This window comes from Bradyrhizobium jicamae, assembly GCF_001440395.1.
GTDB lineage: Bacteria > Pseudomonadota > Alphaproteobacteria > Rhizobiales > Xanthobacteraceae > Bradyrhizobium > Bradyrhizobium jicamae.
In genome coordinates this window covers 1-25438 of the sequence record NZ_LLXZ01000169.1, presented here as the reverse complement: position 1 = coordinate 25438, position 25438 = coordinate 1, and the positions used below count along the sequence as shown (strand labels likewise).

Genomic DNA, 25438 nt, shown 5'->3' with positions numbered 1-25438 from the left:
CGCATCAGGACGGCTGCCGCCGCCATGACCCGGACCTTGCATTGAACCGGGCGCTCGATCGGGCGCGCGCGGACCCTGCATGGAAGAGCCCGGGAAGTGGCTCACCGACTGGACCGATTCAACGCGCAGGCCCCGCGAACCGTCCGGAACGGCATTCACCACCACGCGCGTATCCTGCCCCGGCTCGAAGCGCGAGTTGTCGCGTGCCACAAGGCCCGAGCCGAACTGCAGATTGGCGCCGACGCGCCGCACATAGGCTTCGATCGACAGGCGCGTGGCCCCGGACAAATCAGAGAAGTCGTCGGCTCTTGCGCGCGAGACCTGCATCCTGCCGCCCGGCGCGACGCGCCCCTCAGCGAGAACACGTTGGCCGACGAACGCGGCATCGGCGCCGTCGAGCCGCAGGCCGCCGATCCGCAGGCCGTCACGATCCCGTTCGAGTGGCCCCGTCACGCGCGAGGTCGCGTTGCGGCGCTGCTCGACCATGCTTGCGACGATCACGCCGTCGGTGCGCCGCAGTCCGGAGACCGCCACCTGCGTACCCACGCGCCAGTTTTCACGCCCGGTCCACGCGACCTTCTGGCCGAGGACGGTCATCTCGCCGGCCTTGACGCTTTCGATTGGCCCCACGACCTCGCTGACCGCATCGATCCGGCCCGTGGTCAGCGTGCCGTCGGCCTGGCGCTGCGCCACCACGCGCGCGACATGACCGACCCGCAGCGCCTTCACCGATGAAGCCTCGCCGTCGATCCGCACCGGCACATTAGCCGCGTAGCCGATGCGCTCACCGTTGACGAAGATGCTGCCGAAGCGCTGGATCACACCGACAATGCCGGTGCCGCCGATGCCGTGATCGTCGCCGCGCGAAATCCCGGTGCCGCCGATGCCCTGGTCGTTGCCGCGCCTCGTCTGCGCCCACAGCGAGGACGTCCCGGCGAGCCAAAACCCCGCCAGCAGCAGGCGACGCGAGATGACCGGTGGCTTTGTCATGACGGACCGCCTTCGCTGCCGTCATCGGACTTGCCATCGAGGTCTTCCTGGAAGACGTAGACGCCGAAATTCCAGCGGCTGTTACCGCCCTTGTCCTTGGCGAGCGCGCGGTTGGCTTCGCGATTCGCGACCTTCAACGCCTCCATGGCGAGTTCGCGCGAACGTTCTTCCAGCAGCTTCGCCAGTTTCGGCGACAGACCGTCATAGTGCACCGCGCGCTCCATGAAGCGCGGCGCGGGCCCGGAAACGTTCTCCGCGGCGGCTGCGACGTGATCATGCAGGTTGCGGCCGAGATAGTGCCATTTGCGATCGTCGTCACCGTGCGGGACGAAGCCGGTATCGATCAGCACAATTTCGTCATCGCCGTTGATGGCGACGAGCTTGCGGTCCAGCCATTCGTCGAGCACCGCGCGCGGGCGTACGTCCTTGGTGATCGACTGCACCAGCTGCTCGAATGACGGCGCATCGCCCTCCGCCGTGCGCGGCAGCGGCAGCGGCTCGCCTTTCGCATCGGTGAATTCAGGCGCGGCGAGCCAGCGCGCGATGATTGCGCTGGTGCGCGACAGCGTGGCCGGCGTCTCATGAACCGGCGCGCCGGCGCCACGCAGCCGCGCTACCTCCTTGCGATGAATCCCGGTGAGCAGACTGACGCGGCTGTCGGTCTGCTCCTTGCCCTCCAGCGCGAAGTCGTGCTCGGCGACATTGACGAAGAGCTCGCGCAACAATTGCGCCAGCGCGGGAAACGTCATGCCGCTGCGGATGCAAAGCCGGACCAGCGGGCGCAGCAGCCGCGCCAGCGGCGCATGCAGCTTCTCCGCGGCGTTCGACTGCTGCGAGGCCGGCGTCGATTTCCCCGATTTGGCATTCATGACGAGGTTTTTACCGGTGCAGGGCGTGGGACACAATCCCACTTTTTTGCCGATCGGGATTGACGTGGGTATTTTTCCCACATATTGGGGAGTCGTTAACCACGGGGAAATCGACGCATGTCTCGCCTTTCGGACCGAGTTTCCGCCTCCACACACGCCCTGACCGAACGCGATGGCAGCGCCGCCATCGCGCCGATGCTGCCGGCCCTGCTTCGCGGCGTGATCTTTCTCGCCGGACTGGCGGCGCCGTTCGTCGTCGCCCTGCTCGCCCGCTGACGGGCCCGACCCGTGCGCAACGGCGGATCAACAACGATGACCAATTCCATGCGCTTCGACTTGTGGCTGGCGGATGCGTGCCGGACGGCGGACGTCTCCTATGACGACTTCATCCTGACGATCGCAACCGGCGGCTATCCCTGCCTGCCGGGCACCAGGCTCTCCCCGCACCTTCGGCGAAACCGACCTGCTCGCGCTCTACGTCTATGGCCGGTTGCTTGCCTTCGGTTTCGACGCCTTGCGCGCCGGCGAATATGCAAGCCGCGTGCATTTCGCGCTGAAAGCGAACGCTGACGCGACCTCGGTCGCGATCGTCCTGGCTCGGCACGAAGGCAAACGTGTGGTGGTGGGGTGCGAAACAACCGCCTCCTCATCGCCGGCGCGGCGCGAGCAGATCGAATTCAACATCGCAGCGATCAGGAAATTCCTGAACCGGCGGATCGAACGCCACTGCGAAGCGCAAACCGAAAGTCAATGAGCTGCCCATGATCCCGTCGCTCCATTCGGCCCGGCGCCCGTCGGTGCTTCACATCTTCAAGGTCTATTACCCCGATCTGTTCGGCGGCACGCTTTCGGTGATCCGCGACATCTGCGCCGGCCTGAAGGACATGTTCTCGGCCGGCGTCCTGGTGTGCTCCAAGAGCGGCGGCAAAAGCCGGATCGTCGTCAACGACGTCGCGGTCGAGCGCGTGCGCTCGTTCGGAGACGTGCTGTCGCTGCCGGCCGCGCCGGCCTATCCGCTGCGATTGTGGCGCCGGATCGCCGAGCACGATCTGCTGGCGCTGCATGCGCCCTTCCCGCTTGCCGACCTCGTGTTCGCACTGGGGTTTGGCCGTAGCCGGCCGCTGGTCGTGCACTGGCATGCAGACATCGTCTCGCACGCCGCCTTGCGGCCCTTCATCGAGCCATTGATGCGACGGACGCTGCGGCGGGCCGAGGCGATCATCGTGTCGGATCCCGTGCTGATCCAGAACACGCCGCTGCTGCGCGAATTCGCCGACAAGTGCCATGCGGTTCCGTTCGGCATCGACGTTGCCAAATATGACCCGCCGGCGCCGCGGCTTGACCGTGTCAACGCGCGCGGACGGCTGGTGCTGGCCTGCGGCCGTCTGGTTCCCTACAAGGGTTTCGACGTGCTGGTCCGCGCCGCCTTCGGCCAGTCGTTCGAGGTCTGGATCGTCGGCGAAGGCCGTGAACGCGAACGGCTCGAGCAACTGATCGAGAACCTCGGACTTCAGGATCGTGTTCGCCTGCTCGGCTCCGTCCCGGAAAGCGATCGTATCAAGTTGATGGGCATCGCCGACGTGTTCGTGATGCCGTCGGTGACCAATGCCGAAACGTTCGGGCTGGTGCAACTCGAGGCGATGGCCGCAGGACGGCCGGTCGTCAACACCTCGCTCGATACCGGCGTGCCGCAGGTTGCCCGCCACGGCATCGAGGCCATCACCGTCCCGCCGGGCGATCCGGACAAGCTTGCCGAAGCGATCAATACCCTGATCGCCGATCCGGAACGGCGCCGGCGCATGGGCGAGGCCGCGCGTCAGCGCGCCGCGACCAAATACTCCGCCGCCGCCTTCTGCAAGGGGATCGAGAAAATCTATCGCGAGGCCGCTGCCGCGCCAGCCCCGGCGGTGCGCGCCTCACGAGCCGCCGCGATCGGATGGCCCGCAACCATCCAGATCGCGGCGGCGCTCGCCTGGTCGGACATGCGCCACCGCTATGTCCGCTCGCTGCTCGGCCCGTTCTGGATGTCGATCCAGATGGCGATCATGGTGGCGGTGCTGGGCTCGGTGATCGGCCACCTCTCCAATGCCAATGCGGTCGCCCGTCTGCCAATGCTCGCGCTCAGCCTGACGGCATGGACCTTTCTCAACAGCGTGGTGCTGGACGCCACCACCGCGCTGCAGAACTCAGCGAGCCTGATCAAGGACCGCGCGCTGCCGCCGGTCGTGTTCCTGCTGCAATGCGTGTTCCGCCAGGCGCTGTTCGCACTCCACAATGCCTCGGTGCCGCTGATCCTCTGGCTCGTCCTGGTGCCGAAGGAGTTTGGCGGCGCGATCGCGGCGTTGCCGGGGTTTGCCCTTTTCGTCGTCTGCACACTCGGCCTCGGCCTCGTGCTCGGCGCGCTGGCGACCCGATACCGCGACCTCAAGCCGATCATCGAATCCGGACTGATGCTGGCCTTCCTGTCGTCGCCGATCATCTGGTCGACGGAGATGCTCAATCATGCCTCCACCGTGATGCAGCTCAATCCGCTGACGCATTTGTTCGCGATCTGGCGCGAGCCGCTCGCGACCGGCCACGTTGCGATGTCGAGCGTCTCCTATGTGCTTGCGGTCGTTTCCGTGCTGGCGGTCGCGAGCGTCATCACCATCGCGCGCCTGCGCAAAGCCGCATTCTGGATTTGACGCATGGCCAGCATCATCCTCCGCGACGTCTGTCTCGATTATCCGCTGTACGGCGCCTACGACTTTTCGCTGAAGCGCCGCCTGCTCGGACGACTGGCCGGCGCTTCGACCCCGACGCCGACGATCCGCGCGATCGACAACATCTCGATCGAGGCTTCTGCCGGCGCGCGCATCGGGCTCGCCGGCCCCAACGGCTCCGGCAAATCGACGCTGCTGCGGCTGATTGCTGGCGTCTATCCGGCCAGCAGCGGCCATGTCGGGATCACCGGCAACATCGTGCCGCTGCTCGGCCTGAACGCCGGCGTCAACATGGATTTCGTCGCGGCCGAAAATATCAGCCTGTTGCTTCGGATCAGCGGCCGGAAACCGACGCCGGCGATGATCGACGAGATCTGGGCGTTCACGGAGCTGGAGGAACGCATGCAGCGGCTGCCGCTGCGGATGTTCTCATCGGGCATGCTGATGCGCGTCCTGTTTGCGACCGCCACCGCGTTTCCGGCCGACATCCTCCTGCTCGACGAGTGGCTCAGCGTGGTCGACGAGAATTTTTCGGCGAAGGCCGAGCAGCGGCTGCTCAAGCTGGTTTCGCAGGCCGCGATCGTGATCATCGCGTCCCACGATCACGACCTGTTGCGCCGGACCTGCACCAGCATCGTCCATCTCGACCGCGGCCGGATCGTCAACACGGTCTATCCCGAAATCCATTCCGCCTATCCCTTTGAATTGCGAGAGAAGCGAGCATGAAGAAGATACTGGTCGTCAGCGAATCGCTCGGCGAGCCCAACCACAAGCGCGGCATCTTCCATTTCACCCGCGAATTGATCCGCTCGCTCGCCACCGAAGGACATGAGCTCACGCTCGTGGTCGAAACCACGCGCCGCTATCGCAAACTGCGCCGGCGGCAGCGGCAGTCGCGCCTGTTGCCGGCGGATTCGCGCCTGATCGAGCTTCTCGCGCTCTATCGCTTTCTCGATGAAACCAACATGAACGATTCGATGACGCGCAGCAGCCTGCGCCGCACGATCGACTGGTTCAGGCACCGTATCAGCATGTCGACCTCATGGGAGTTCGGCCTGTGCTCCCTGCGCGCGATCGGCGTCCTGCCGCTGCGCACCAAGCTGATCGAGAACAAGTCCGGCGGCTTCGAATATATCCCGACAGATCTCCGGCATCTCGAGTTGTTCCGGCACTTTCTGCTCGAGCCCGGATTCTACAGCTATCAGGACACTTCCGCGCTGATCCGGCTGCCGGCGCCGCGGATCGACGCGCGCGACTACGACATCATCCTCATCGACACGCCGACGCGGGTCGCCATCGAGCGACGGCCGAATGCCAGGGTCGTCTGCGTGGTGCACGACCTGCTGCCGCTGACCGACCTCAAGCTCAGCGACGTCGCGACGCGGCTGTTCCTGTCCCGCCTCTTCACCAGCCTGCAGCAGGCCGACGAGCTGGCATTCGTCTCAAACTACAGCAAGAACCGCTTTGGGGATCTGCTGCCGCAATTTTCCCATCTGCCGGCGCGGGTGGTCTATCCGCGCACCCGTTTCGACGCTTCAGATGCGCCGGCTGTTGCGACTGACGCTGCGCATCCGGCGCGACCGAGCTTCGTCGTCATCGTCTCGGCGGAGCCGCGCAAGAACGTCAATGCCGTGATCCGCGCGTTCAAGAAACTGCCGCAGGCCGATCTCGTCGTGATCGGCTACGCCGGCGGCGCAAGCCGGATGCGCAGCCTGCCGCAAAACATCCGTTTCGCAGGCTATGTCGACGAGCATGAAAAAGCGGCGCTGATATCAGAAGCGCACGGTTTGATCATGCCGAGCCTCGCCGAGGGTTTCGGCGTGCCGATCATCGAGGCGCTCGCGGCCAATACACCCGTGCTGTGCTCCGACATTCCCGTGTTTCGCGAAGTCGCGGGAGAACTGGCCGATTACTTCGATCCGTTCTCGACCGAATCGATCTGCGCTTCCGTCGCGCGGGTGCTGGCGCGACAGGAGGAGTGGCGAAGCAAGATCCGCGCCCGGCGCGAGGAACTGACCGAGCGTTTCGGCTATCACACCCAGGCCCGCGACTTCCTCACCCTGCAGGCAACCGGCGAAAGCCTGGTGTCGGCCCCGCAAATGGCCCCCAGCGTGGCGCTGCTGGAAGGCCTCGCCGCGCACGGCACGTAAGGGCTCTCCATGACGGTCGAATCCGACGCTATGCTCGCGCCCGCCAGACTTTCGCCCTGGCTCGATCGGTTCCACATTTGGCGCCGGTCGGCGATCTGGCTGCTCGCAGCCGATATCGCCGCCGTGCTGATCGCGGCCTCGCTGCCATGGTCGACCTCGGCGACATCAATCCTGGTCGTGCTCTGGCTGATCATCGTCGTTCCCACCATCGATTGGGAAACGTTTGTACAGGATCTCACCGATCCGGCCCGCCTCTGGCCGATCGCGCTCCTGGCGCTCGCCGTTTTCGGTACGCTGTGGGCAGACGGCCCTTGGCCAACACGTCTGCATGGGATCAAGCCGGTCGCAAAACTGCTGCTGATCCCATTCCTTCTCTACCATTTCCAGCGCAGCCAACGCGGCTCCTGGGTTTTGATCGGCTTCCTCGCCTCATGCACGCTGTTGATGATGCTGTCCTGGATCGTGCTGTTCGTTCCCGGCCTGAAGCCTGCGAACACGCTCTCTGCCGGCATCCCCGTCAAAAACTATATCGACCAGAGCCAGGAATTCGCGCTCTGCGCCTTCGCGCTGGCGCTGCCGGCGTTGATCGCGTGGCGCTGGAAAAAATGGAGGCTGGCGGCCGGTTGTCTCGCATTGATGCTGGCCTTCATCGCCAACATGCTATTCGCAGCGCTGGCGCGGACCGCGCTGATTTACATGGCGGTCCTGCTGGTCCTGTTTGCCGCGCGCCATCTCAGCCGGCGGCCGATGCTGGCGTTGCTGGCGAGCGTGGCCATCGCTGGTGCACTGGTCTGGACGAGTTCGCCCCATCTGCGCCAGCGTATCGCCGATATCGGCGTCGAATATCAGGCGCGCGACATCAGCGGAATCGCATCGACGGCGCAGCGGCTCACCTACTGGCGCAAGTCGATCAAGTTCATTGCCGAAGCCCCGCTGTTCGGCCACGGCACCGGCTCGATCAAGGCGCAGTTCGAACGCGACGCAGGCGGGCAGACGGGGCTGGAGGCCGAGATCGTTAACAATCCCCACAACCAAACGCTTGCCATCGCGGTGCAGTGGGGGCTGCTCGGCGTCTTGCTGCTCTACGCGATGTGGCTCAGCCATCTCGTCATGTTCACGGGACGGACGCTCGCCGGCTGGATCGGGCTGGTCGTCGTCGTGCAGAATGTCGTCAGTTCACTCCTGAATTCGCATTTGTTCGATTTCCACCAGGGCTGGCTGTACGTGCTCGGCGTCGGCGTGGCCGGCGGCATGTCGCTGCGCGCGGCAAGGCGCCGCAGCGAGCCCGGATCGACGGCGACGTTGCGGACCCGCAGAAGTTTCTGAGTGCGGTTACCTGAAGCGAAACCGGCGCCCGGCCACGTCGGTGATTTTTTTGGGACCCGGTGTCGGCTCACATGGAGTTCAGTCGTCCTTGTGGCAGAGACTGAGCTAACCTGCGATAAAACCCCGCTCAGTACCGGAGAATATAACGTCATGTCCCAAGGCAATACCGTTCGTTTGCATCGTGTCTTCGCCACCACGCCGGAGAAGGTTTTTCGCGCCTTCCTCGATGCGGAAGCCCTGGCCAAGTGGCTGCCGCCCTATGGCTTCACCTGCAAGGTCCACCATCTTGAAGGGAAAGTTGGCGGCACATTCAAAATGTCATTCACGAACTTCACCACGAATACGGGCCATTCGTTCGGCGGCGAATATCTGGAGATCGTGCCCAACGAGCGTATCCGCTACACCGATCGTTTCGACGATCCCAATTTGCCCGGTGTCATCGAGGTCACCGTGACGTTGAAGGCGGTTTCGGTCGGAACCGAGGTCAACATCGAACAGGCAAACTTGCCGACGGTGATTCCGGTCGAGGCCTGCTATCTCGGCTGGCAGCAGTCGCTCGCCCAGCTCGCGCTGGTCGTGGAGCCGAATATTCCGGGATAGTGACGGGTCGAGAAGAGGCACCACGCCGCGGTGCCTCTTCTCTCTGGGCCGTCAAAGGAACGCGCTTCTGCATACGAACCGACACCGTTTTCTCCTTTAGTTTTCAGCCTTCTTGCAGGCACATGCTCGCAAGCCGCATCCGCGCTTGCGAGCATGTGCCTGTTCCGTATACCGAAACGGCATTGTTGCCCGGCCGCAATTGTGATTGATGCTCCTTCGCGTCATTACCATGCGAGCAAGGCCCGGAAGGTTGGACAGGTTGAAACCGAACGTACGAATTGGACCGCGACATCCAAGACTCGCGGCCGGCGGATTCCGTTTCGCGCGCTGGCTGGCGGCAAAAACCATGGGCGTTGCGGGGTTTCACCAGCTCGGCTCTGATTTCGCCGGTGCGCGGATCGCGCATGTTCGCGGAAAACTTGCGCGCGGCGAAACCGTCTATCTCGCGGGTCTTGGCGCGCCCGGCACGCATAATTCAGGGCTGGCGCTGGTCGAGGTGACGCGGGCGCACGGGCCGCGGCTGATCGTCAACAACGAGGAAGAGCGCTTTTCCGGCAACAAGCACACGACAGAATATCCGAAACTGTCGATCGACGCCGTTGTGGCGACGCTGCGGGCCATGGGCCGCGACATCGGCGATATCGATGCCTGGGTCACGAGCTGGGATTATCCGACGCTCGCCGGCACGCTGGCGCGCTCGGTGCTCGAGGAACTGCCGCAGAGCGCCAAGCTGTTGCGCACCACCGAGGCCGCCGGCTTCGACGGCCGCCGCCTCGACCAGATGACGCGCACGCCAAAAATCCTCGCCCGACAGATCGGGCTTGCCGAGCGCGTGCCGCTGATCTGCCTGCCGCATCACGACAATCATGCCTGGTTTTCCTGGGCCGCCTCGCCGTTTGCCGACGATGGCGCGCCGACCGCAATCGCGGTGCTCGACGGCACCGGCGACCAGGGCTCGATCTCGCTTTACGTCGTCGAGCATGGCGCGATGCGCCGGCTCTATTGCAACGACAGCATGTTCGATTCACTCGGCGCGTTCTACAGCGTGATCTCGTCGACGCAAGGCGGCTGGACCTGGCTGTCCTGCGAGGGCCGCTACATGGGCGCCGCTGCCTGGGGCGACATGAACCGCGCCAGCAATCCCTATTACGCACGGCTCCGCGACGTGCTGCATTTTGGTGCGAACGGCGAGGTCAGGCTCAATCGCGCACTGGCCAACTGGTACTGCGACCCGTTCGACCACCCGTACAAGCAAGCCCTCACCGAGATCCTCGGCGAGCCGCTCAGGCCGGACCAGCTCTGGAATCCGGATGCGGTGCTGCGCGTCGAGGACATCCACCACCGTCCCGATACCAAGGATCGTCTCGACAAGGCGGCCGCGACGCAACTGGTTTTCGAGGACGCCATGATCCATGTCGTCGACCATCTGCTGCGCGCGACAGGCGCCGACCGGCTGGTGCTCACCGGCGGCGTCGCGCTGAATGCGGTCGGTAATATGCGGCTGCTCGAGCATTTCAATGAAGCGTGGTTCGCGCGCGCGCAGCAACGAAACGCGCGGCTGCATCTGTGGGTGCCGCCGGTGCCCGGCGATCCCGGCGTCACCATCGGCGCCGCCTGGCTGTTCGCGCATCTGGCGGGCGCACCGCGCGGTGCGCCGATGACGCATGCTTTCTATTGCGGCACGCCGCCGTCGCGCGATGACATTGCCGGCGCGCTCGAAGCCGACGACGTCGCTTCGCAACAGATCGGCGATATCTCGACGCCCGAGGGCCGCGACGCGATCGCGGATTTGATGGCGTTCATGGTCGCGCAGAACGGCGTGATTGCGCTATATCAGGGTGCGGCCGAAACCGGCCCCCGCGCGCTCGGCCATCGCTCGATCCTCGCCAACCCCTGCGATCCCGAGGCGCGCGAGCGCCTGAACGAGCGCGTCAAATATCGCGAGGCCATTCGCCCGCTGGCGCCGATGGCGACGCTGCAGGCGGCGCAGGAATATTTCGAACTGCTGCCTGGCGCCTCCGACGCCGATTACAACGCCTATAATTACATGGTGCTGACGGCGCATTCGAAGCCGCATGCGCGCGAAAAAATCCCGGCCGTCATCCATGCTGACGGCACCGGCCGCATCCAGATCGTGCGCAACGAAGACGATCCCCTCACCTACGCGTATCTGAAGGCGCTCGGCCGCCATATCGGCGTCGAACTGTCCGTCAACACGTCCTTCAATGTCGCGGGCCCGATCGCCCAGACCCCTCAGCACGCGATCGATACGCTGCGACGTTCCAAGGGGCTCGATGCCGTCATCATGGTCGCCGGCGACGGCACCGTGCACGCAGCCTGGCATGGGGGGACGCGTGACAGCGGAAGGTTCAGGAACTGGCTTGCCGACTGGAAGACATCGGCTTCCAGTCAGCCTGCGCGATAGTCCGCCGGTTCAGAGATCGACGCGTTCGCTCGCCACCGCCTTCCGTTCCGCCATGTTGAACCGGCCGCTATAGATCGGGCGCTCACCGGTCGTCGGTCCCGGATACTGGACGATGAATATCTCCCCGCCGGTTTCGGTGCGGAATTCGCCCTCGAAGTGCGGGTCGGGATGGAACAGCACCGTTCCCGGACCATGCAGCGTTCCGTCGATCGAAAACTCGCCCTTCAGGATGTGCCAGACCTGCGCGAAGCCATGATAATGCTCGGGGTGATAGGCGCCGGGCTCAAGCCGCAGAATTCCGGCGTTCGGTTCGGTCGGACGTTCCGGCCGCGGATGAAAAAGCATTTTGCCTGTTTCGCCCGGCCAGCGGATCGTCTCCCATTCGACGTCGTCGAAATGGCGCGTCTCGTATGGCCTGTGATCCTTTCGCGATGCTTCGCGCGCCGTCGTCAACTCCGCATTGGCGGCCGCGGTGTCGGGAATCTCCTTGCTCGTGACAGCACTCATTTTGCTCTCCCTTTTGCAGTTTTCTCTCGTTCGCCTTTCCTGCCCGCAATATTGCTCCACCATTCGACCGCGATGGCCGACTGATTTTCGATCGATGTCACCATGAGCAGGCGCGCGCTACCGGACCCGCGCGCCCACGCCATATGCGGCACGTCCGAACGCAGATGAATCGAATCGCCGCGCTCCAGCGCGATGGTCTCGTCGCCGACCTGAAATTCGACGCTGCCGTCGAGGACGAAACACATTTCCTCGCCGGGATGCGCGACCAGCGTCGGCTTGCGCGGTTTGGCCGATAGTTCCAGCAGAAAAGTTTCCAGCCGCTGCTCGCCCACGCCCGACGCAAGCTTGCACCAGGCATAATCTGCGTCGGCGTCCTTCGCTGGAACCGCATCGGTTGACCGCACCACGCGATACGCGCGTGTCCGTTCCTCGCCATCGATGTCGGCGAACAGTTCAGCCGGCGGCAACTGAAGGACGCCGGCAATTTCCAGGAGATTGCCGATCGAACACGCGATCAGGCCGCGCTCGATGCGCGAGAGAAATGTCACTGACAGCCCGACCATTCCGGCGAGTTCATCGAGCGTCAAACCACGCGCCGAACGGGCCCTGCGAATGACGGCGCCAATCCCGGCAAGGCGCGCCGCCTCGCGGGCGCGCCGGCCAGCTTCTGCCGAAACCACGCTACTCTCCGGTTTGCTTATATAGCAAATCGTATTGCTATATAGGCAAATGTCAAGCTGGCTCGCGCCCCCTTGCGCGAGCAAGCCAACACTTTGGAAACTTCAGCAGGCGGCCATCGATCAATAGCAGCGCGCTGCCGATCACCAGTGCGCCCGCGATCTCGCGCGGCGAAATCTGCTCGCCGAGCACGAGCGATCCGAGCAGGATGGCGGTGACAGGCACCAGCAACGTCACCAGCATGACGTTGGTGGCGCCGGATCGCCGTAAAATCTGAAAGAAAACGATATAGGCCAGCGCCGTCGACAGGCCGGCAAGGCCGAGCACCGCGAACCAAGTCGCCACGCCCGGCATCGGCAATTGCCAGGGACGCTCGAAAACGCCGGCGACGACGATCATCATCAGGCTCGATGCCATCAATTGAAACGTGGCCGTGGCCAACGGCGGCGAATCCGATAGCGCGCGCCGCGCGATCAGCGCGGAGATGCCGTAGCTCAGCGCCGCCGCGAGACACAGCAGCACGCCGAGCCCCTGCCCGCTGGCAAAATCCAATCCGCCGCCGCGAAGGATCACGACGCCGACAAGGCCGACGATCACACCGGCCACGCGCCTGATGATGAGCTTCTCCTCGCCCGCCAGCGCCATCACCGCCACTGTGAACAGCGGCGTGGTGGCATTGAGGATCGAAGCCAGCCCGCTCGGGATGTACATCTGACCGGTGACGATCAGCGAGAACGGCAGCACATTGTTGAACAAGGCGACGAGGACGAACGGCCGCCAGCCGATCCACCCCGTCGGAAATGGCAGTCGCTGCGCGTAAAGCAGCGGCAGCAGGATCATGGCGGCCAGCAGCACGCGCAACAGTACGAGCGTGAACGGCGGCAGCTCGCGCAGCACCACGCCGTTGAAGAAGAACGATCCGCCCCAGAGCACCGACAATGCGGCGAGCAATGCCCAATCGCGCGTATCGATCCGGCCGTCGCTGGCTGTCATTTTCGCAAGAACCTGGTGAAATCGCGTAAACCAGCTAGGACCGGATGCACGTCGCCGTCCACCCGATTTCCGAAGACTATTTCGGCCGCGACACGATCTCGATCATCCGGCCTTCGTCTTCATCGGGCGCGTTTGCCTTCGCCTTCTCGTAGGCGGCAAGCGCGGCGCGGCTGACGGGCACGCCGGGCAGCAGCGTTTCGGCGAGCGCCACCGCATAGGCCGCATCCTTGTGGCGAAGCGCCGCCGTGAACGACGCGCCGGAGAAATCGCGCGCGACCATGCGCTTGGAATGACGGATCACCTGCGGGCTCGCCACCGCGCCGGTCGCCAGCGCTTCCGCGACCAGGTTCATGTCCAGCCCGGCCTGCTCGGCCATCGCCACACCCTCGGCGAGGCTTGCGATCTGCACCGCGCCTATCAGGTTGTTGATCAGCTTGAAGACGGTGCCGGTGCCGACGGCGCCAAAGTGCCTGATGATGTCGCCGATCGGGGCGAGATAGGGTTTTGCGCGATCCAGATCGGCGGCGTCAGCACCGACGAGCAAGGTCAGCTTTCCGGCAGCCGCCGCTTGCGGCAGGCCTGTGACAGGACAATCGATATAGATCAGGCCGCGGCCGCGCAGTTCGCGCGCCATGTCGAGTGCGTGCTGGTGCGACACGGTGGAGCATTCGATCGCGAGGCTGCCGGCTTTCATCTTCGCTGCAGCGCCATTCTCGCCGAGCCAGACCGATCGCGACGCCTCGTCATCGGCAACCATAGTTACGACAGCATCGGCGCCATCGGCAGCGTCAGCCGGAGACGCCGCCCAGCGCGCACCGCGCGCGATCAAATCTTCGGCTTTTGCCTTGCTGCGATTCCATACCGCAACGTCAAAACCTGCATCGAGGTAGCGGCCGGCCATCCCGTGACCCATGCGACCGAGCCCGATGAAGGCCAGTTTGGTCATGGATCAGTCCACATCCTCGACCGAGCCCGGCCCGGTGCCGAACGCGCGCTGCGCCAGGGTTGCCGCCATGAATTCGTCGAGGTCGCCGTCGAGCACGCCCGAAGTATCCGAGGTCTGCACGCCGGTGCGCAGGTCCTTTACCATCTGATAGGGCTGCAGCACGTAGGAGCGGATCTGGTGGCCCCAGCCGATATCGGTCTTGGCAGCCTGATCGGCGGCGGCCTGCTCCTCGCGCTTCTTCAGCTCGATCTCATAGAGCCGCGCGCGCAGCATGTCCCACGCCTGCGCGCGGTTCTTGTGTTGCGAGCGGCCGGCCTGGCAGACCACCGCAATGCCGGTCGGAATATGGGTCAGGCGCACCGCCGACTCGGTCTTGTTGACGTGCTGGCCGCCGGCGCCGCCGGAGCGCATGGTGTCGGTGCGTACGTCGGATTCCTTGATCTCGATCTTGATGGAGTCGTCGATGACGGGGAAAATCTGCACCGACGAGAACGAGGTGTGCCGTCGCGCGTTGGAATCGAACGGCGAGATCCGCACCAGGCGATGCACGCCGGCCTCCGTCTTCAGCCAGCCATAGGCATTGTGGCCGCTGATCTGGATGGTGGCGGATTTGATGCCGGCCTCTTCGCCCTGGGACTCTTCGAGATATTCGATCTTGAAGCCATGGTTCTCGGCCCAGCGCGTGTACATGCGCAGCAGCATCGAGGCCCAGTCCTGGCTTTCGGTGCCGCCGGCGCCGGCATGCACTTCGAGATAGGAATCGAACTTGTCGGCTTCGCCGGACAGCAGCGCTTCCAGCTCGCGGCGCGCGACTTCCTTCTTCAGGGCTTTGAGCGCGTTCTCGGCCTCGACGACGACGCCGTCATCGTTCTCGGCCTCGCCGAGCGCGATCATCTCGACATTGTCGTCGAGCTCGCGCTCGACCTTGCCGATGCCTTCGAGCGCATCCACCAGCGAGGTGCGCTCCTGCATCAGCTTCTGGGCCTTCTGGGGATCGTTCCAGAGATTGGGATCTTCGGCGAGACTGTTCAGCTCGGCGAGCCGGGCCGTGGATTTCTCGACGTCAAAGATGCCTCCTCAGCAGCCCGACTGACTGCTTGATCTCTTCTACGAGGCGTTCGACTTCGGCGCGCATGGTCTCTTCTGTCTGCGGCGTGCGCCGCGATTGAATGAATGCCGCAAGGGATGTAGCGGCGGACGCCACAAAGCGCAACCTGCTGGCGGTCTAGTAGAGCCGGCCGGTTCCGGGACGCATGATCGAGTCGGTCTCGGGCCGATACCCTTGGGGATATCCCTGCGCCTGAGGATATCCCTGTGCTTGAGGATATCCCTGCGGCATCCGTCCTTCTTCCCCCTCGGCAACGCCGACGACGGCGGCGTAACTATCCGGCGGCGCGGTACCCGGCTTGAAGGCTTCCAGAACCGTACGGCCGGTATCGCCGGGTGTGGGGCGCATGCCGCTCTTCGAATCGATGCGGACCAGCCTGATTCCGGGAGGAACCTTGAACGGGGTCGGCGGCTTGTCGGCCAGCGCGAGCTTCATGAAATCCTTCGCGATCGGGGCGGCGATGCGGCCGCCCTGCGCGGCCCGGCCCAGCGTGCGCGGCTTGTCGTAGCCGAGATAGAGACCGATAACGAGATCCGGCGAAAAACCGACGAACCAGACGTCTTTTGCGTCACTGGTGGTGCCCGTCTTACCGGCGATCGGCTTGCCAACCTCGCGCATGATCGTCGCCGTTCCACCCTGCACCACGCCTTCGAGCATCGACGTGATCTGGTAGGCGGTCAACGTATCCAGCACCTGCTCGCGGCGGTCGACGAGTTGCGGCTCGGGCTGGTTCTTCCAGCCGCCCGGCGCATCGCAGCCGCGGCACTCGCGCTGGTCATGCTTGAAGATCGTGCGTCCGTAGCGATCCTGGATGCGGTCGATCAGTGTTGCCTTCACCCGCCGGCCGCCATTGGCGAACATCGAATAGGCCGTCACCATCCGCATCACCGTGGTCTCGCCGGCGCCGAGCGAATAGGAAAGATAGTTCGGCAATTCCTCGTAGACGCCGAAGCGCTTGGCATATTCGCCGATCAGGGGCATGCCGACATCCTGCGCCAGCCGCACCGTGACGGTGTTGAGCGATTGTTTCAGGGCATCGCGCAGCGTGATCGGCCCCTTATAGCTGCCCACCGAAAAATTGTCCGGCCGCCAGACGCCGTTGCCCTGCCCCTGATCGATCTCGATCGGCCCGTCGATCATGATCGTCGCCGGCGTGTAGCCATTGTCGATCGCCGCCGAATAAACCAGCGGCTTGAAAGTCGACCCAGGCTGCCGATAGGCTTGGGTCGCGCGATTGAACTGGCTCTGGTCGAACGAGAAGCCGCCGACCATCGCGACCACGCGGCCGGTCAACGGGTCCATCGCGACCATGGCGCCAGACACTTCCGGCAACTGACGCAGCCGATACTGGCCCTCGATCACCTTGCCTTCCTTGTCGAACAGCGGATCGGCGTAGATCACGTCGCCCGGCGACAGGATCTGCGAGACCGAGCCTGTCGCCGGTTTGCCGCGCGCCGCAGCCGGCTTCGCCCATCGCACGCCATCCAGCGTGATGAGACCGGTTTGCCGTTCCTTGGAAATGGCGCCGCCAAGTTCGCGGCCGGGCTGGAAGCCGATGCGGGCCGACTGTTCGGATGTCTCCAGCACCACGGCCATCCGCCAGGGCGAGATGTCGCTCAGCGATTTGATCTCGGCGAGCTTCACGCCCCAGTCGCCGGAAATGTCCAGCTTGCTCATGGCGCCGCGCCAGCCTTGCGCTTCGTCGAAATTTACGAGGCCGGCGGCCATGGCCTTGCGCGCCATCACCTGCATCTTCGGATCGAGCGTGGTGCGGACCGACAAGCCGCCTTCGTACAGCTTCTTCTCGCCGTAGCGCTCAAAAATGTCGCGGCGGACTTCCTCGGCAAAATACTCGCCGGCAAACGTATGCGCGCCGTTGCCGCGGCTGGCCACGACCAACGGCTCCTTGCGCGCCTTGTCGGCCTCAGCCTGCTTGATCCAGCCGTTTTCGACCAGACGATCGATCACGTAATTGCGGCGCTCGACCGAGCGGTCGCGATTACGCACCGGATGCAGCGTACCCGGCGCTTTCGGAAGCGCGGCGAGATAGGCGGCTTCGGCAATCGTCAGGTCGTTCACGGACTTGTCGAAATAGACCAGCGACGCCGCGGCGATACCGTACGCACCAAGGCCGAGATAGATTTCGTTGAGATAGAGTTCGAGGATGCGGTCTTTCGAATAGGCGCGCTCGATGCGCATCGCCAGCAGCGCTTCCTTGATCTTGCGGGTGAACGAGACCTCGTTGGTCAGAAGAAAATTCTTCGCGACCTGCTGGGTGATCGTCGAGGCGCCCTGCGGGCGCCTGTTGGAACCGAGATTCTGCACATAGACAACGGCCGCACGCGCCAGGCCGGTGAAGTCGAGGCCGCCATGCTCGTAGAAGTTCTTGTCCTCGGCCGCCAGGAACGCGTTGGTGACGAGTTTCGGCATCGCCTGAATCGGCAGATAGAGCCGCCGTTCCTTGGAATACTCGCCGAGCAGCGCGCCGTCAGCGGCGTGCACGCGCGTCATCACCGGCGGCTCGTAGTCCTGCAACTGCGAATAATCAGGCAGATCCCTGGAGAAATGCCAGATACCGGCTGCGACGCCGGCCACGCCCACCAGGAACACCACGCTTCCGGCTGCGAACAAGAAGCCGGTAAACCGCAACAGAAAGCGTATTATCAAAGTTTCATTCCAACTGTTGCGTCGTCATTCCCGACGTATATTCGCGCACAAACCTCTATCCGAGGATTCGCCGCCCGACGCTATCCCATGCTCAAATGGTCGAAATCGGGCAATTCGCTTTCCTGTGATACTAGCCCGGCGTGCCGGCCCGATATCAGGCCACATCGCAAGCGCAGCTTGCGATTGCAGTGGAGCTATCGGATTAGTAAAGGCCGCCGGTGCCGGGACGCATGATATTGCCCGCGTCGGGCTGCTGATATCCTTGCTGATACCCTTGCGGATATCCCTGCGGCGCCCGGCCGTCCATGTCGGCGACGCCGATGACGGAGTAGTTATCCGGTGGTGCGGTGCCCGGCTTGAACGCTTCGAGGATGGTGCGGCCGCCCTCGCCCGGGCCGGCGCGCATGCCGCTCTTGGCATCGACGCGAACCAGCTTGATGCCGGCGGGCACCTTGAAGGGGATCGCCGGCTTGTCGGCGAGCGCGAGCTTGAGGAAATCCTTGGCAATCGGCGCCGCGAGATGGCCGCCGGTCATGCCGCGGCCGAGATTGCGCGGCTTGTCGAAGCCGACATAGATGCCGACCACGAGATCCGGCGAGAAGCCGATGAACCACGCGTCCTTTTCGTCATTGGTGGTGCCGGTCTTGCCGGCGATCGGCTTGCCGACCTCCTTGACCACCGTCGCGGTGCCGGCCTGCACCACATATTCCATCATCGAGGTGATCTGGTAGGCCGTCATCGGGTCGAGCACTTGCTCGCGACGGTCGACCAGTTGAGGTTCGCTCTGATTCTTCCAGCCGCCGGGCGCGTCGCAGCCGCGGCACTCGCGCGCGTCGTGCTTGAAGATGGTGTGGCCGTAACGATCCTGGATACGGTCGATCAGCGTCGGCTTCACCCGGCGGCCGCCATTGGCGAACATCGAATAGGCCGTCACCATGCGCATGACCGTGGTTTCACCGGCGCCGAGCGCGTAGGACAGGTAATTCGGCAATTCGTCATAGACGCCGAACCGCTTCGAATATTCGCCGATCAGGGGCATGCCGATGTCCTGCGCCAGCCGCACCGTAACCGTGTTCAGCGATTGCCGGAGTGCGTTACGCAGCGTCGTCGGGCCGCCATATCTGCCGGACGAATAGTTTTCCGGACGCCAGACGCCGGCACCCTGCCCCTGGTCGATTTCGATGGGTGCGTCGACCACCACGGTCGACGGCGTATAGCCGTTGTCCATCGCCGCCGAATAGACCAGCGGCTTGAACGACGAGCCCGGCTGCCGATAGGCCTGGGTCGCGCGGTTGAACTGGCTCTGGTCGAACGAGAAGCCGCCGACCATCGCCAGCACGCGGCCGGTCCACGGATCCATCGCGACCATCGCGCCGGACACCTCAGGCAATTGCCGCAAGCGATACTGGCCCTCGACCGGCTTGCCTTCCTTGTCGAACAGCGGATCGGCATAGATCACGTCGCCCGGCGACAACACCTGCGCCACCGAGGTCGGTGTCCTGCCTTTGGCGGGCCCGGATGCCGCCTTGGCCCAGCGCACGCCGTCGAGCGTGATGATGCCGGTCTGCCGCTGCTTGCTGACGGCGCCGCCGAGTTCACGGCCCGGCTGGAAACCGATCCGCGCCGACTGGTCCGATGTCTCCAGCACCACGGCCATCCGCCACGGCGAGATATCGCTGAGCGCTTTGACGTCGGCGAGCTTGACGCCCCAGTCGCCGGAAACGTCGAGCTTCGAGGGTGCACCGCGCCAGCCGCTCGCCTCGTCATAGCGAACGAGACCGGCAACCATCGTCTTGCGCGCCATCACCTGCATCTTCGGATCGAGCGTGGCACGGACCGACAGCCCGCCCTCGTACAGCTTCTTTTCGCCGTAGCGCTCGAAGATATCGCGCCGGACTTCCTCGGCGAAATATTCGCCGGCGAATATATGCGCGCCGGTGCCGCGGCTGGTGACGTTGAGCTGCTCCTTACGAGCCTTGTCGGCATCGGCCTGCTTGATCCAGCCGTTTTCCACGAGGCGATCAACCACGTAGTTGCGGCGCTCCACCGCGCGATCGCGGTTACGCACCGGATGCAGCGCCGCCGGCGCCTTCGGCAGCGCCGCCAGATAGGAAGCTTCCGCGACCGTGAGTTCGTTGACCGATTTGTCGAAATAGACCAGCGAGGCCGCCGCGATGCCGTAGGCGCCAAGGCCGAGATAGATTTCGTTGAGATAGAGTTCGAGGATGCGGTCCTTGGAATAGGCGCGCTCGATACGCATCGCCAGCAAGGCTTCCTTGATCTTGCGGGTGAAGGAGACCTCGTTGGTGAGCAAGAAGTTCTTCGCGACCTGCTGGGTGATCGTCGACGCACCCTGCGGACGCTTGTTGGAGCCGAAGTTCTGCGCATAGAGCACAGCCGCGCGCGCCATGCCGGTGAAGTCGATGCCGCCGTGCTCGTAGAAATTCTTGTCCTCGGCCGCCAGGAACGCGTTGATGACGAGCTTCGGCACCGCCTGGATCGGCAGATAGAGGCGGCGCTCCTTGGAATATTCACCGAGCAGCGCACCGTCAGACGCATGAACGCGCGTCATCACCGGCGGCTCGTAGTCCTGAAGCTGCGAATAGTCGGGCAGGTCCTTGGAGAAATGCCAGATCGCGCCCGCAACGCCGGCCACGCCGACCAGGAACACGACCGTGCCGGCGGCGAACAGGAAACCCAGAAACCGGACCAGCAAGCGCATTATCGACGTTCCGTTCCAACCCTTGCGCCGTCATCTGCGGCGGCTATCCAAACACGGCAATCCCCCCGAACGGGTCGCCGCTACGCGGTCGAACAATAATAAAGGTCCGGCGGACAATATTGACCGATTCCGAAGACCAGTACGCGATTTTCTATCCGATCTATACCGTTGTCGCTGTGGCCAAACTAGGGCTTGGGCCGCCGAAGGGCACGCTTTTCAGTCGACTTTCAGGCAGTGCGTATCGGGCTTTTTACTTGGCCGGCCCGGCAGTTGCCAGCCGTTTGGCCAGAAACGTATCGATTGCCTGCGCCATCGAGCCGACGGTCCGGTTCCGCCAATTTTCCGACACCAGATGCTCAAGATCGCCCTTGTTGGAGACGTAGCCGAGTTCGACCAGCACGGATGGCACATCGGGCGCCTTCAGGACCCGGAAGCCGGCCGATTTCAGCGGGTGCTTGTGCATCCGCACGGTGCTCTTCATTTCGCCCATCAGGACCCGCGCGAACCGGTTTGAAAATGTCTTGGTCTCCCGCTGCACCAAGTCGATCAGGATATCGGCGACTTCGGTCGGCTCGTCGGCAAGACTGACCCCGCCGATCGCATCCGACTTGTTTTCGGCATCCGCCAGCCGTTGGGCTTCGGAGTCGGTGGCCTTGTCTGAAAGCGTGTAGATGGTGGCGCCCTGGGCGTCGCCCTCGCCGCGCGGCAAGGCGTCGGCATGGATCGAAACGAACAGCGCCGCCGCCTCGCTGCGTGCGACCTTCACACGGTCGGCGAGCGGAATGAAGGTGTCGTCGGTCCGGGTCATGACGACGCGATACTTGCCCGATTTCTCGATCTTGTCGCGCAGCGCCAAACCAAAGGTCAGCACCAGGTTCTTTTCCATGATATCGCCGCCGCCGGCCTGGGTGCCGTTGTCTTCGCCGCCATGGCCGGGATCGATCACGACCACCGGCCTCTTGTCCGGCGGGGCGGCAGGCTTCGTCGCGGCCGAGGCATCCGGCGTGGCGGCGTTGGCCTCGGCAATCGCAGGCCGCAGTTCGGGACGGTTTTCGGGCGGCAGCGCCTGAACGAAGGCGGTGCGATCCATCTCTTCGAATTCGATCACCAGGCGCGGCGGCTGGCCGTTGGCCGCCTCCAATACATAGGATTTGGCGATCTTGGCCGGCCCGGTCAGGTCGAACACGATCCGCGATCCCCCGGGCATAACGAGACCGTAGCGGAAGGCCTTGACCAGCCCCCGGCCCGTCGCGCCGACCCCGGCGGGGAGCGTGAAACTGACCTGGGGAAGATCGACGATCACGCGATAGGGGTCGGCCAGCGCGAAGGCGCGAAACTGAACCGGCTTGTCGAGATCAAGGATGAAACGGGTCTGCCTGGCATCGCCAGCCAGCCGGGCGTCAGAGGCGACCGGGAAATTCGATCCCGCCGCCGGGCTCGGGGCAGCAGCGACGGAGGCCGGTGCCTGCGGAGCGGCCACTTGAGGAGCTGCCACTTGGGCTGCGCTGGGGCTGATCATCTGGGTGCACAGCAATGCTGCGGCGCACAATGGGCCACATCCCAGCAAAACAAGGAGATTTGCGCGGCTCGCCAACGATTCGGGGCCTCCGGAGGAGCCTTCCCTTACCCGATTAGGACCACAGGGTTAATCGGACCTTAATATCCGCCCGGCAAAAAGGGGCAAGTGTTGCAGTGCTGCGACGCTCGCGGAAGGTTCCCTTGCACGGCGCCCCCAATCCACGTATGTACGAGGTGCTGACGGCTAATACTCCCGGTTGTGTCGCGTTCAGCCTCCCGGTGCAGCGCCGGAACCTTCGGAACCGAAGGCCTCCTGCGTCTTTCCCGATCCCTCCCCAGCCAGCGCTGCGCGCGGCTGACACGGAGCGGCGGTTTCGAGCCCGGGCGGCGTCCGGTCCCAGGTCTTTTTCCAGGGACGGTTTGAGACACGGCAAAACTGATTATCCGGACCCCAAAACGGTCCGATATGCGATGGCCGGCGGGCGTCTAGGCGCCGAACCGGGCTTTCAGCGATAGACACGGCGGTATCGCTTTCCGCCAACATGTTCAGACGGGCCGACGCTTGATGCGCCAGACTGTGTTGCCGACCAGGATCCACGGAACGATCGCGCCGACGCGAAGCGAAAGCTTCGCACGTCGCATTGCTCTGGTGGGCCCCCGTTCGGCGCGGCGCCAAGAAGTGCGTTTTGGCCTTCCCCTCACCCCCGAATCAGGTGGACCGTCGCGTCACCGGGCCGCGCAATTTGCGCGCGCCATGCACCGCGCCCGCCCCCTTCAAGAGTTCCAAAATGCCCAACAAGATGTTGATCGACGCTACCCACCCGGAAGAGACCCGGGTCGTTGTGGTTCGCGGCAACCGCGTCGAAGAATTTGATTTCGAGACCGCCCAGCGCAAGCAACTGCGCGGCAATATATATCTCGCCAAGGTCACACGTGTAGAGCCGTCGCTGCAAGCGGCGTTCATCGAATATGGCGGCAACCGCCATGGCTTCCTGGCCTTCAGCGAAATCCATCCGGACTACTATCAGATCCCGGTCGCCGACCGTCAGGCGCTGATCGAGGCCGACGAACGCGCCCATCGCGAAGCCGAGGAAGAGAGCGAGAACCGCTCCAGCCACCGCCGCCGCTCGCGCCACCGCAATGCGCGCCGGCGCGGCCATGGCGACCGTGTCCAGAGCGACGTCATCGAGAACGCCGGCCAGGATCCCTCGCAGGCGGCCCAGCCCTATGAGGGCCAGGAGCTTGAACAAGGACATGAACACGACGGCGTGTATGCCGAAGCACAGCCGCACGATGCCGAACATCACGAGGATGCGGCCCATCACGACCATGACGCGCATGAACACGAAGCGCATGGCCACGATCACGATCAGCCGAACGACCACCATCATGACGATGCGTCTGCCCCGCAGGAACGCGCGGATGCCGTAAGCGAAGCGTCAGCCCCGGAAGCCGAATCGGCCGTACCTGCCGCAGCACCGGTCGAGGCGACCGCCACCGAAGCCACCGCTGAGCCTGCGCGCGAAGAACATCATGACCAGGAACAGGCGGTCGATAGCTCGCCCCATGCCGACGAGCCGCCGCATGTCGAGCATGCCGGTGAAGGCTACGCCGCTGCCGCTCCGGACGAGTTCGCTCGCGTTGGCGAAGGCGACGATGGTCACGACGACGAAGATGACGGCGACGACGCCGAAGAGGAAGTCGTCGAATCCGTCGGCGGCGACGACGTGCTGGAGGAAGTTCCGGAGCGTCCGTTCCGGCCACGCCGCCAGTACAAGATTCAGGAAGTCATCAAGCGCCGCCAGGTGATGCTGGTTCAGGTCGTCAAGGAAGAGCGCGGCAACAAGGGCGCAGCGCTCACGACCTATCTGTCGCTGGCCGGCCGTTACGCCGTCCTGATGCCGAACACCGCCCGCGGTGGCGGCATCAGCCGCAAGATCACCTCGGCCCAGGACCGTTCGCGGCTGAAGGAAGTGGTGCAGGACCTCGACGTGCCCGAGGGCATGGGGATCATTCTGCGCACCGCCGGCGCCTCGCGGACCAAGCCCGAGATCAAGCGCGACTTCGAATACCTGATCCGCATGTGGGAAACCGTGCGCGACATGACGCTGCGGTCGCAGGCCCCCACCCTCGTCTACGAGGAAGGCTCGCTGATCAAGCGCTCGCTGCGCGACCTCTACAACAAGGAAATCGACGAGATCCAGGTCGCCGGCGAATCCGGCTACCAGGAAGCCCGCGACTTCATGAAGATGCTGATGCCCTCGAACGTGCGGGCGGTGAAGCAGTACCGCGACGGCCAGCCGCTATTCTCGCGGATGGGCGTCGAGAGCCAGCTCGACGCGATGTTCTCGCCGACCGTTCAGCTCCGTTCCGGCGGCTACATCGTCATCAACCAGACCGAGGCGCTGGTCTCGATCGACGTCAACTCCGGCCGCTCGACCCGCGAACACCACATCGAGGATACCGCGCTCAAGACCAATCTGGAGGCGGCGGAGGAAGTCGCCCGGCAACTGCGTCTGCGCGATCTTGCCGGCCTGATCGTCATCGACTTCATCGACATGGACGAGAAGCGCAATAACCGCGCGGTGGAGCGAAAACTCTCCGACTGCCTGCGGCAGGACCGCGCGCGCATCCAGGTCGGACGCATCTCGCATTTCGGCCTCCTGGAAATGTCGCGCCAGCGCATCCGCGCCAGCGTGCTGGAGAGTTCGACCGAGCCCTGCCCGCAATGCGGCGGCTCCGGTCATGTGCGCTCGGTGTCCTCGGTCGCGCTGCAATTGCTGCGCGGCATCGAAGAGATCTTGATGAAGGGCGCGACCCACAATCTGGTGGTACGCACCCGCACCGACGTCGCGCTCTATGTGCTGAACCACAAGCGCGGCCATCTGCGCGATCTCGAAAACGCCTTCAAGGTTTCGCTTTCCGTCGTTGCCGACGCCACCGTGAGCGGCCAGCAGTCCTACATCATCGACCGCGGCGAACAGGTCCACACGCTCGAAGCGGCCAAGGCGCTGCTGGCGGCGCAGGCGGCCGCCTTCCCGGCGCAGGTCGAGGAAGCCTATGACGACGATGATGGGTACGACATCGAAACCGAATCCGAGGTTGAGACCGAGGAGACCGAAGGGCTGACCGACGATACCGCCGAAGCGGCGACGGGCGAAGGCGACGGAGACGGCCAACGTCGCAGGCGCCGCCGGCGCCGGCGCGGCCGTGGCGAGCAACGCGAAGGCGGCGCCC

19 protein-coding genes are annotated in these 25438 nt (G+C 64.3%); 9 read left to right on the top strand and 10 right to left on the bottom strand.

What is annotated here, in order from left to right; translation table 11 throughout:
• Together CQ12_RS28740 and CQ12_RS28735 are read right to left on the bottom strand one after the other, a co-directional pair.
• Positions 1 to 990 (bottom strand): DUF5666 domain-containing protein (locus CQ12_RS28740; protein WP_057838662.1); only part of this gene is annotated, 990 nt, incomplete at its 3' end.
• Positions 987 to 1859: a DUF6502 family protein gene (locus CQ12_RS28735; protein WP_057838661.1), complete on the bottom strand. Its 873-nt coding sequence runs from the start codon at positions 1857 to 1859 to the stop codon at positions 987 to 989. The genes CQ12_RS28735 and CQ12_RS28740, both read right to left, overlap by 4 nt.
• Positions 1860 to 1976: 117 nt before the next feature.
• Here CQ12_RS28735 and CQ12_RS44295 point away from each other — a divergent pair, with 117 nt between their 5' ends.
• From CQ12_RS44295 to CQ12_RS28700, 8 genes are all read left to right on the top strand, one after another.
• A complete protein-coding gene (locus tag CQ12_RS44295) occupies positions 1977 to 2135 on the top strand; it encodes a hypothetical protein (protein ID WP_157088552.1) in 159 nt (52 codons plus the stop codon).
• Positions 2136 to 2373: 238 nt separating this feature from the next.
• Positions 2374 to 2613: a hypothetical protein gene (locus CQ12_RS28730; protein ID WP_157088551.1), complete on the top strand. Its 240-nt coding sequence runs from the start codon at positions 2374 to 2376 to the stop codon at positions 2611 to 2613.
• Between the two features lie 7 nt (positions 2614 to 2620).
• A complete protein-coding gene (locus CQ12_RS28725) occupies positions 2621 to 4543 on the top strand; it encodes a glycosyltransferase (protein ID WP_057838659.1) in 1923 nt (640 codons plus the stop codon).
• A gap of 3 nt (positions 4544 to 4546) precedes the next feature.
• Entirely contained in the window at positions 4547 to 5287 is a 741-nt protein-coding gene (locus CQ12_RS28720; RefSeq protein WP_057838658.1) for an ABC transporter ATP-binding protein, read from the top strand.
• On the top strand, positions 5284 to 6711 hold the full coding sequence (locus tag CQ12_RS28715) for a glycosyltransferase family 4 protein (protein ID WP_057838657.1): 1428 nt from the start codon (positions 5284 to 5286) through the stop codon (positions 6709 to 6711). Before CQ12_RS28720 ends, CQ12_RS28715 begins: the two co-directional genes overlap by 4 nt.
• A gap of 9 nt (positions 6712 to 6720) precedes the next feature.
• Positions 6721 to 8037 carry an O-antigen ligase family protein gene (locus CQ12_RS28710; RefSeq protein WP_057838656.1) on the top strand — a complete coding sequence of 439 codons (1317 nt, stop codon included), beginning with the start codon at positions 6721 to 6723 and terminating at the stop codon, positions 8035 to 8037.
• A gap of 150 nt (positions 8038 to 8187) precedes the next feature.
• Positions 8188 to 8637 (top strand): SRPBCC family protein, encoded by a 450-nt coding sequence (locus CQ12_RS28705; RefSeq protein WP_057838655.1) that lies wholly within the window; start codon positions 8188 to 8190, stop codon positions 8635 to 8637.
• A 346-nt stretch (positions 8638 to 8983) separates the two neighbouring features.
• Positions 8984 to 11062, top strand: a complete 2079-nt coding sequence (locus CQ12_RS28700; RefSeq protein WP_083519523.1) for a carbamoyltransferase C-terminal domain-containing protein — start codon at positions 8984 to 8986, stop codon at positions 11060 to 11062.
• 9 nt (positions 11063 to 11071) lie between these two features.
• Here the strand turns inward: CQ12_RS28700 and CQ12_RS28695 are convergent, their stop codons facing one another.
• The 8 genes from CQ12_RS28695 to CQ12_RS28660 all read right to left on the bottom strand — a co-directional run bounded on the left by CQ12_RS28695 (position 11072) and on the right by CQ12_RS28660 (position 22277).
• The gene (locus tag CQ12_RS28695; protein ID WP_198164282.1) at positions 11072 to 11569 is read right to left on the bottom strand and encodes a cupin domain-containing protein; all 498 of its coding nucleotides are present in this window, start codon (positions 11567 to 11569) and stop codon (positions 11072 to 11074) included.
• On the bottom strand, positions 11566 to 12249 hold the full coding sequence (locus tag CQ12_RS28690) for a helix-turn-helix domain-containing protein (protein ID WP_057838654.1): 684 nt from the start codon (positions 12247 to 12249) through the stop codon (positions 11566 to 11568). Before CQ12_RS28690 ends, CQ12_RS28695 begins: the two co-directional genes overlap by 4 nt.
• Before the next feature lie 52 nt (positions 12250 to 12301).
• Positions 12302 to 13240: a DMT family transporter gene (locus CQ12_RS28685; RefSeq protein WP_057838653.1), complete on the bottom strand. Its 939-nt coding sequence runs from the start codon at positions 13238 to 13240 to the stop codon at positions 12302 to 12304.
• A gap of 76 nt (positions 13241 to 13316) precedes the next feature.
• On the bottom strand, positions 13317 to 14186 hold the full coding sequence (locus CQ12_RS28680) for an NAD(P)-dependent oxidoreductase (RefSeq protein ID WP_057838652.1): 870 nt from the start codon (positions 14184 to 14186) through the stop codon (positions 13317 to 13319).
• A gap of 3 nt (positions 14187 to 14189) precedes the next feature.
• A protein-coding gene (prfB, locus tag CQ12_RS28675) for a peptide chain release factor 2 (protein ID WP_156435816.1) occupies positions 14190 to 15321 on the bottom strand; the annotation gives its coding sequence in 2 pieces (ribosomal slippage) (positions 14190 to 15251 and positions 15253 to 15321; 1131 coding nt in all).
• 90 nt (positions 15322 to 15411) lie between these two features.
• Positions 15412 to 17955, bottom strand: coding sequence for a penicillin-binding protein 1A (locus tag CQ12_RS28670; RefSeq protein WP_057838663.1), 2544 nt, complete (start codon positions 17953 to 17955; stop codon positions 15412 to 15414).
• A 208-nt stretch (positions 17956 to 18163) separates the two neighbouring features.
• Positions 18164 to 20683 carry a penicillin-binding protein 1A gene (locus tag CQ12_RS28665; protein ID WP_057838650.1) on the bottom strand — a complete coding sequence of 840 codons (2520 nt, stop codon included), beginning with the start codon at positions 20681 to 20683 and terminating at the stop codon, positions 18164 to 18166.
• Positions 20684 to 20933: 250 nt separating this feature from the next.
• A complete protein-coding gene (locus CQ12_RS28660) occupies positions 20934 to 22277 on the bottom strand; it encodes an N-acetylmuramoyl-L-alanine amidase (protein WP_057838649.1) in 1344 nt (447 codons plus the stop codon).
• 712 nt (positions 22278 to 22989) lie between these two features.
• On the opposite strand from CQ12_RS28660, the gene CQ12_RS28655 reads away from it, so the two are divergent.
• Positions 22990 to 25438: Rne/Rng family ribonuclease (locus CQ12_RS28655; protein WP_057838648.1), on the top strand; the 2449-nt coding region annotated here is incomplete at its 3' end.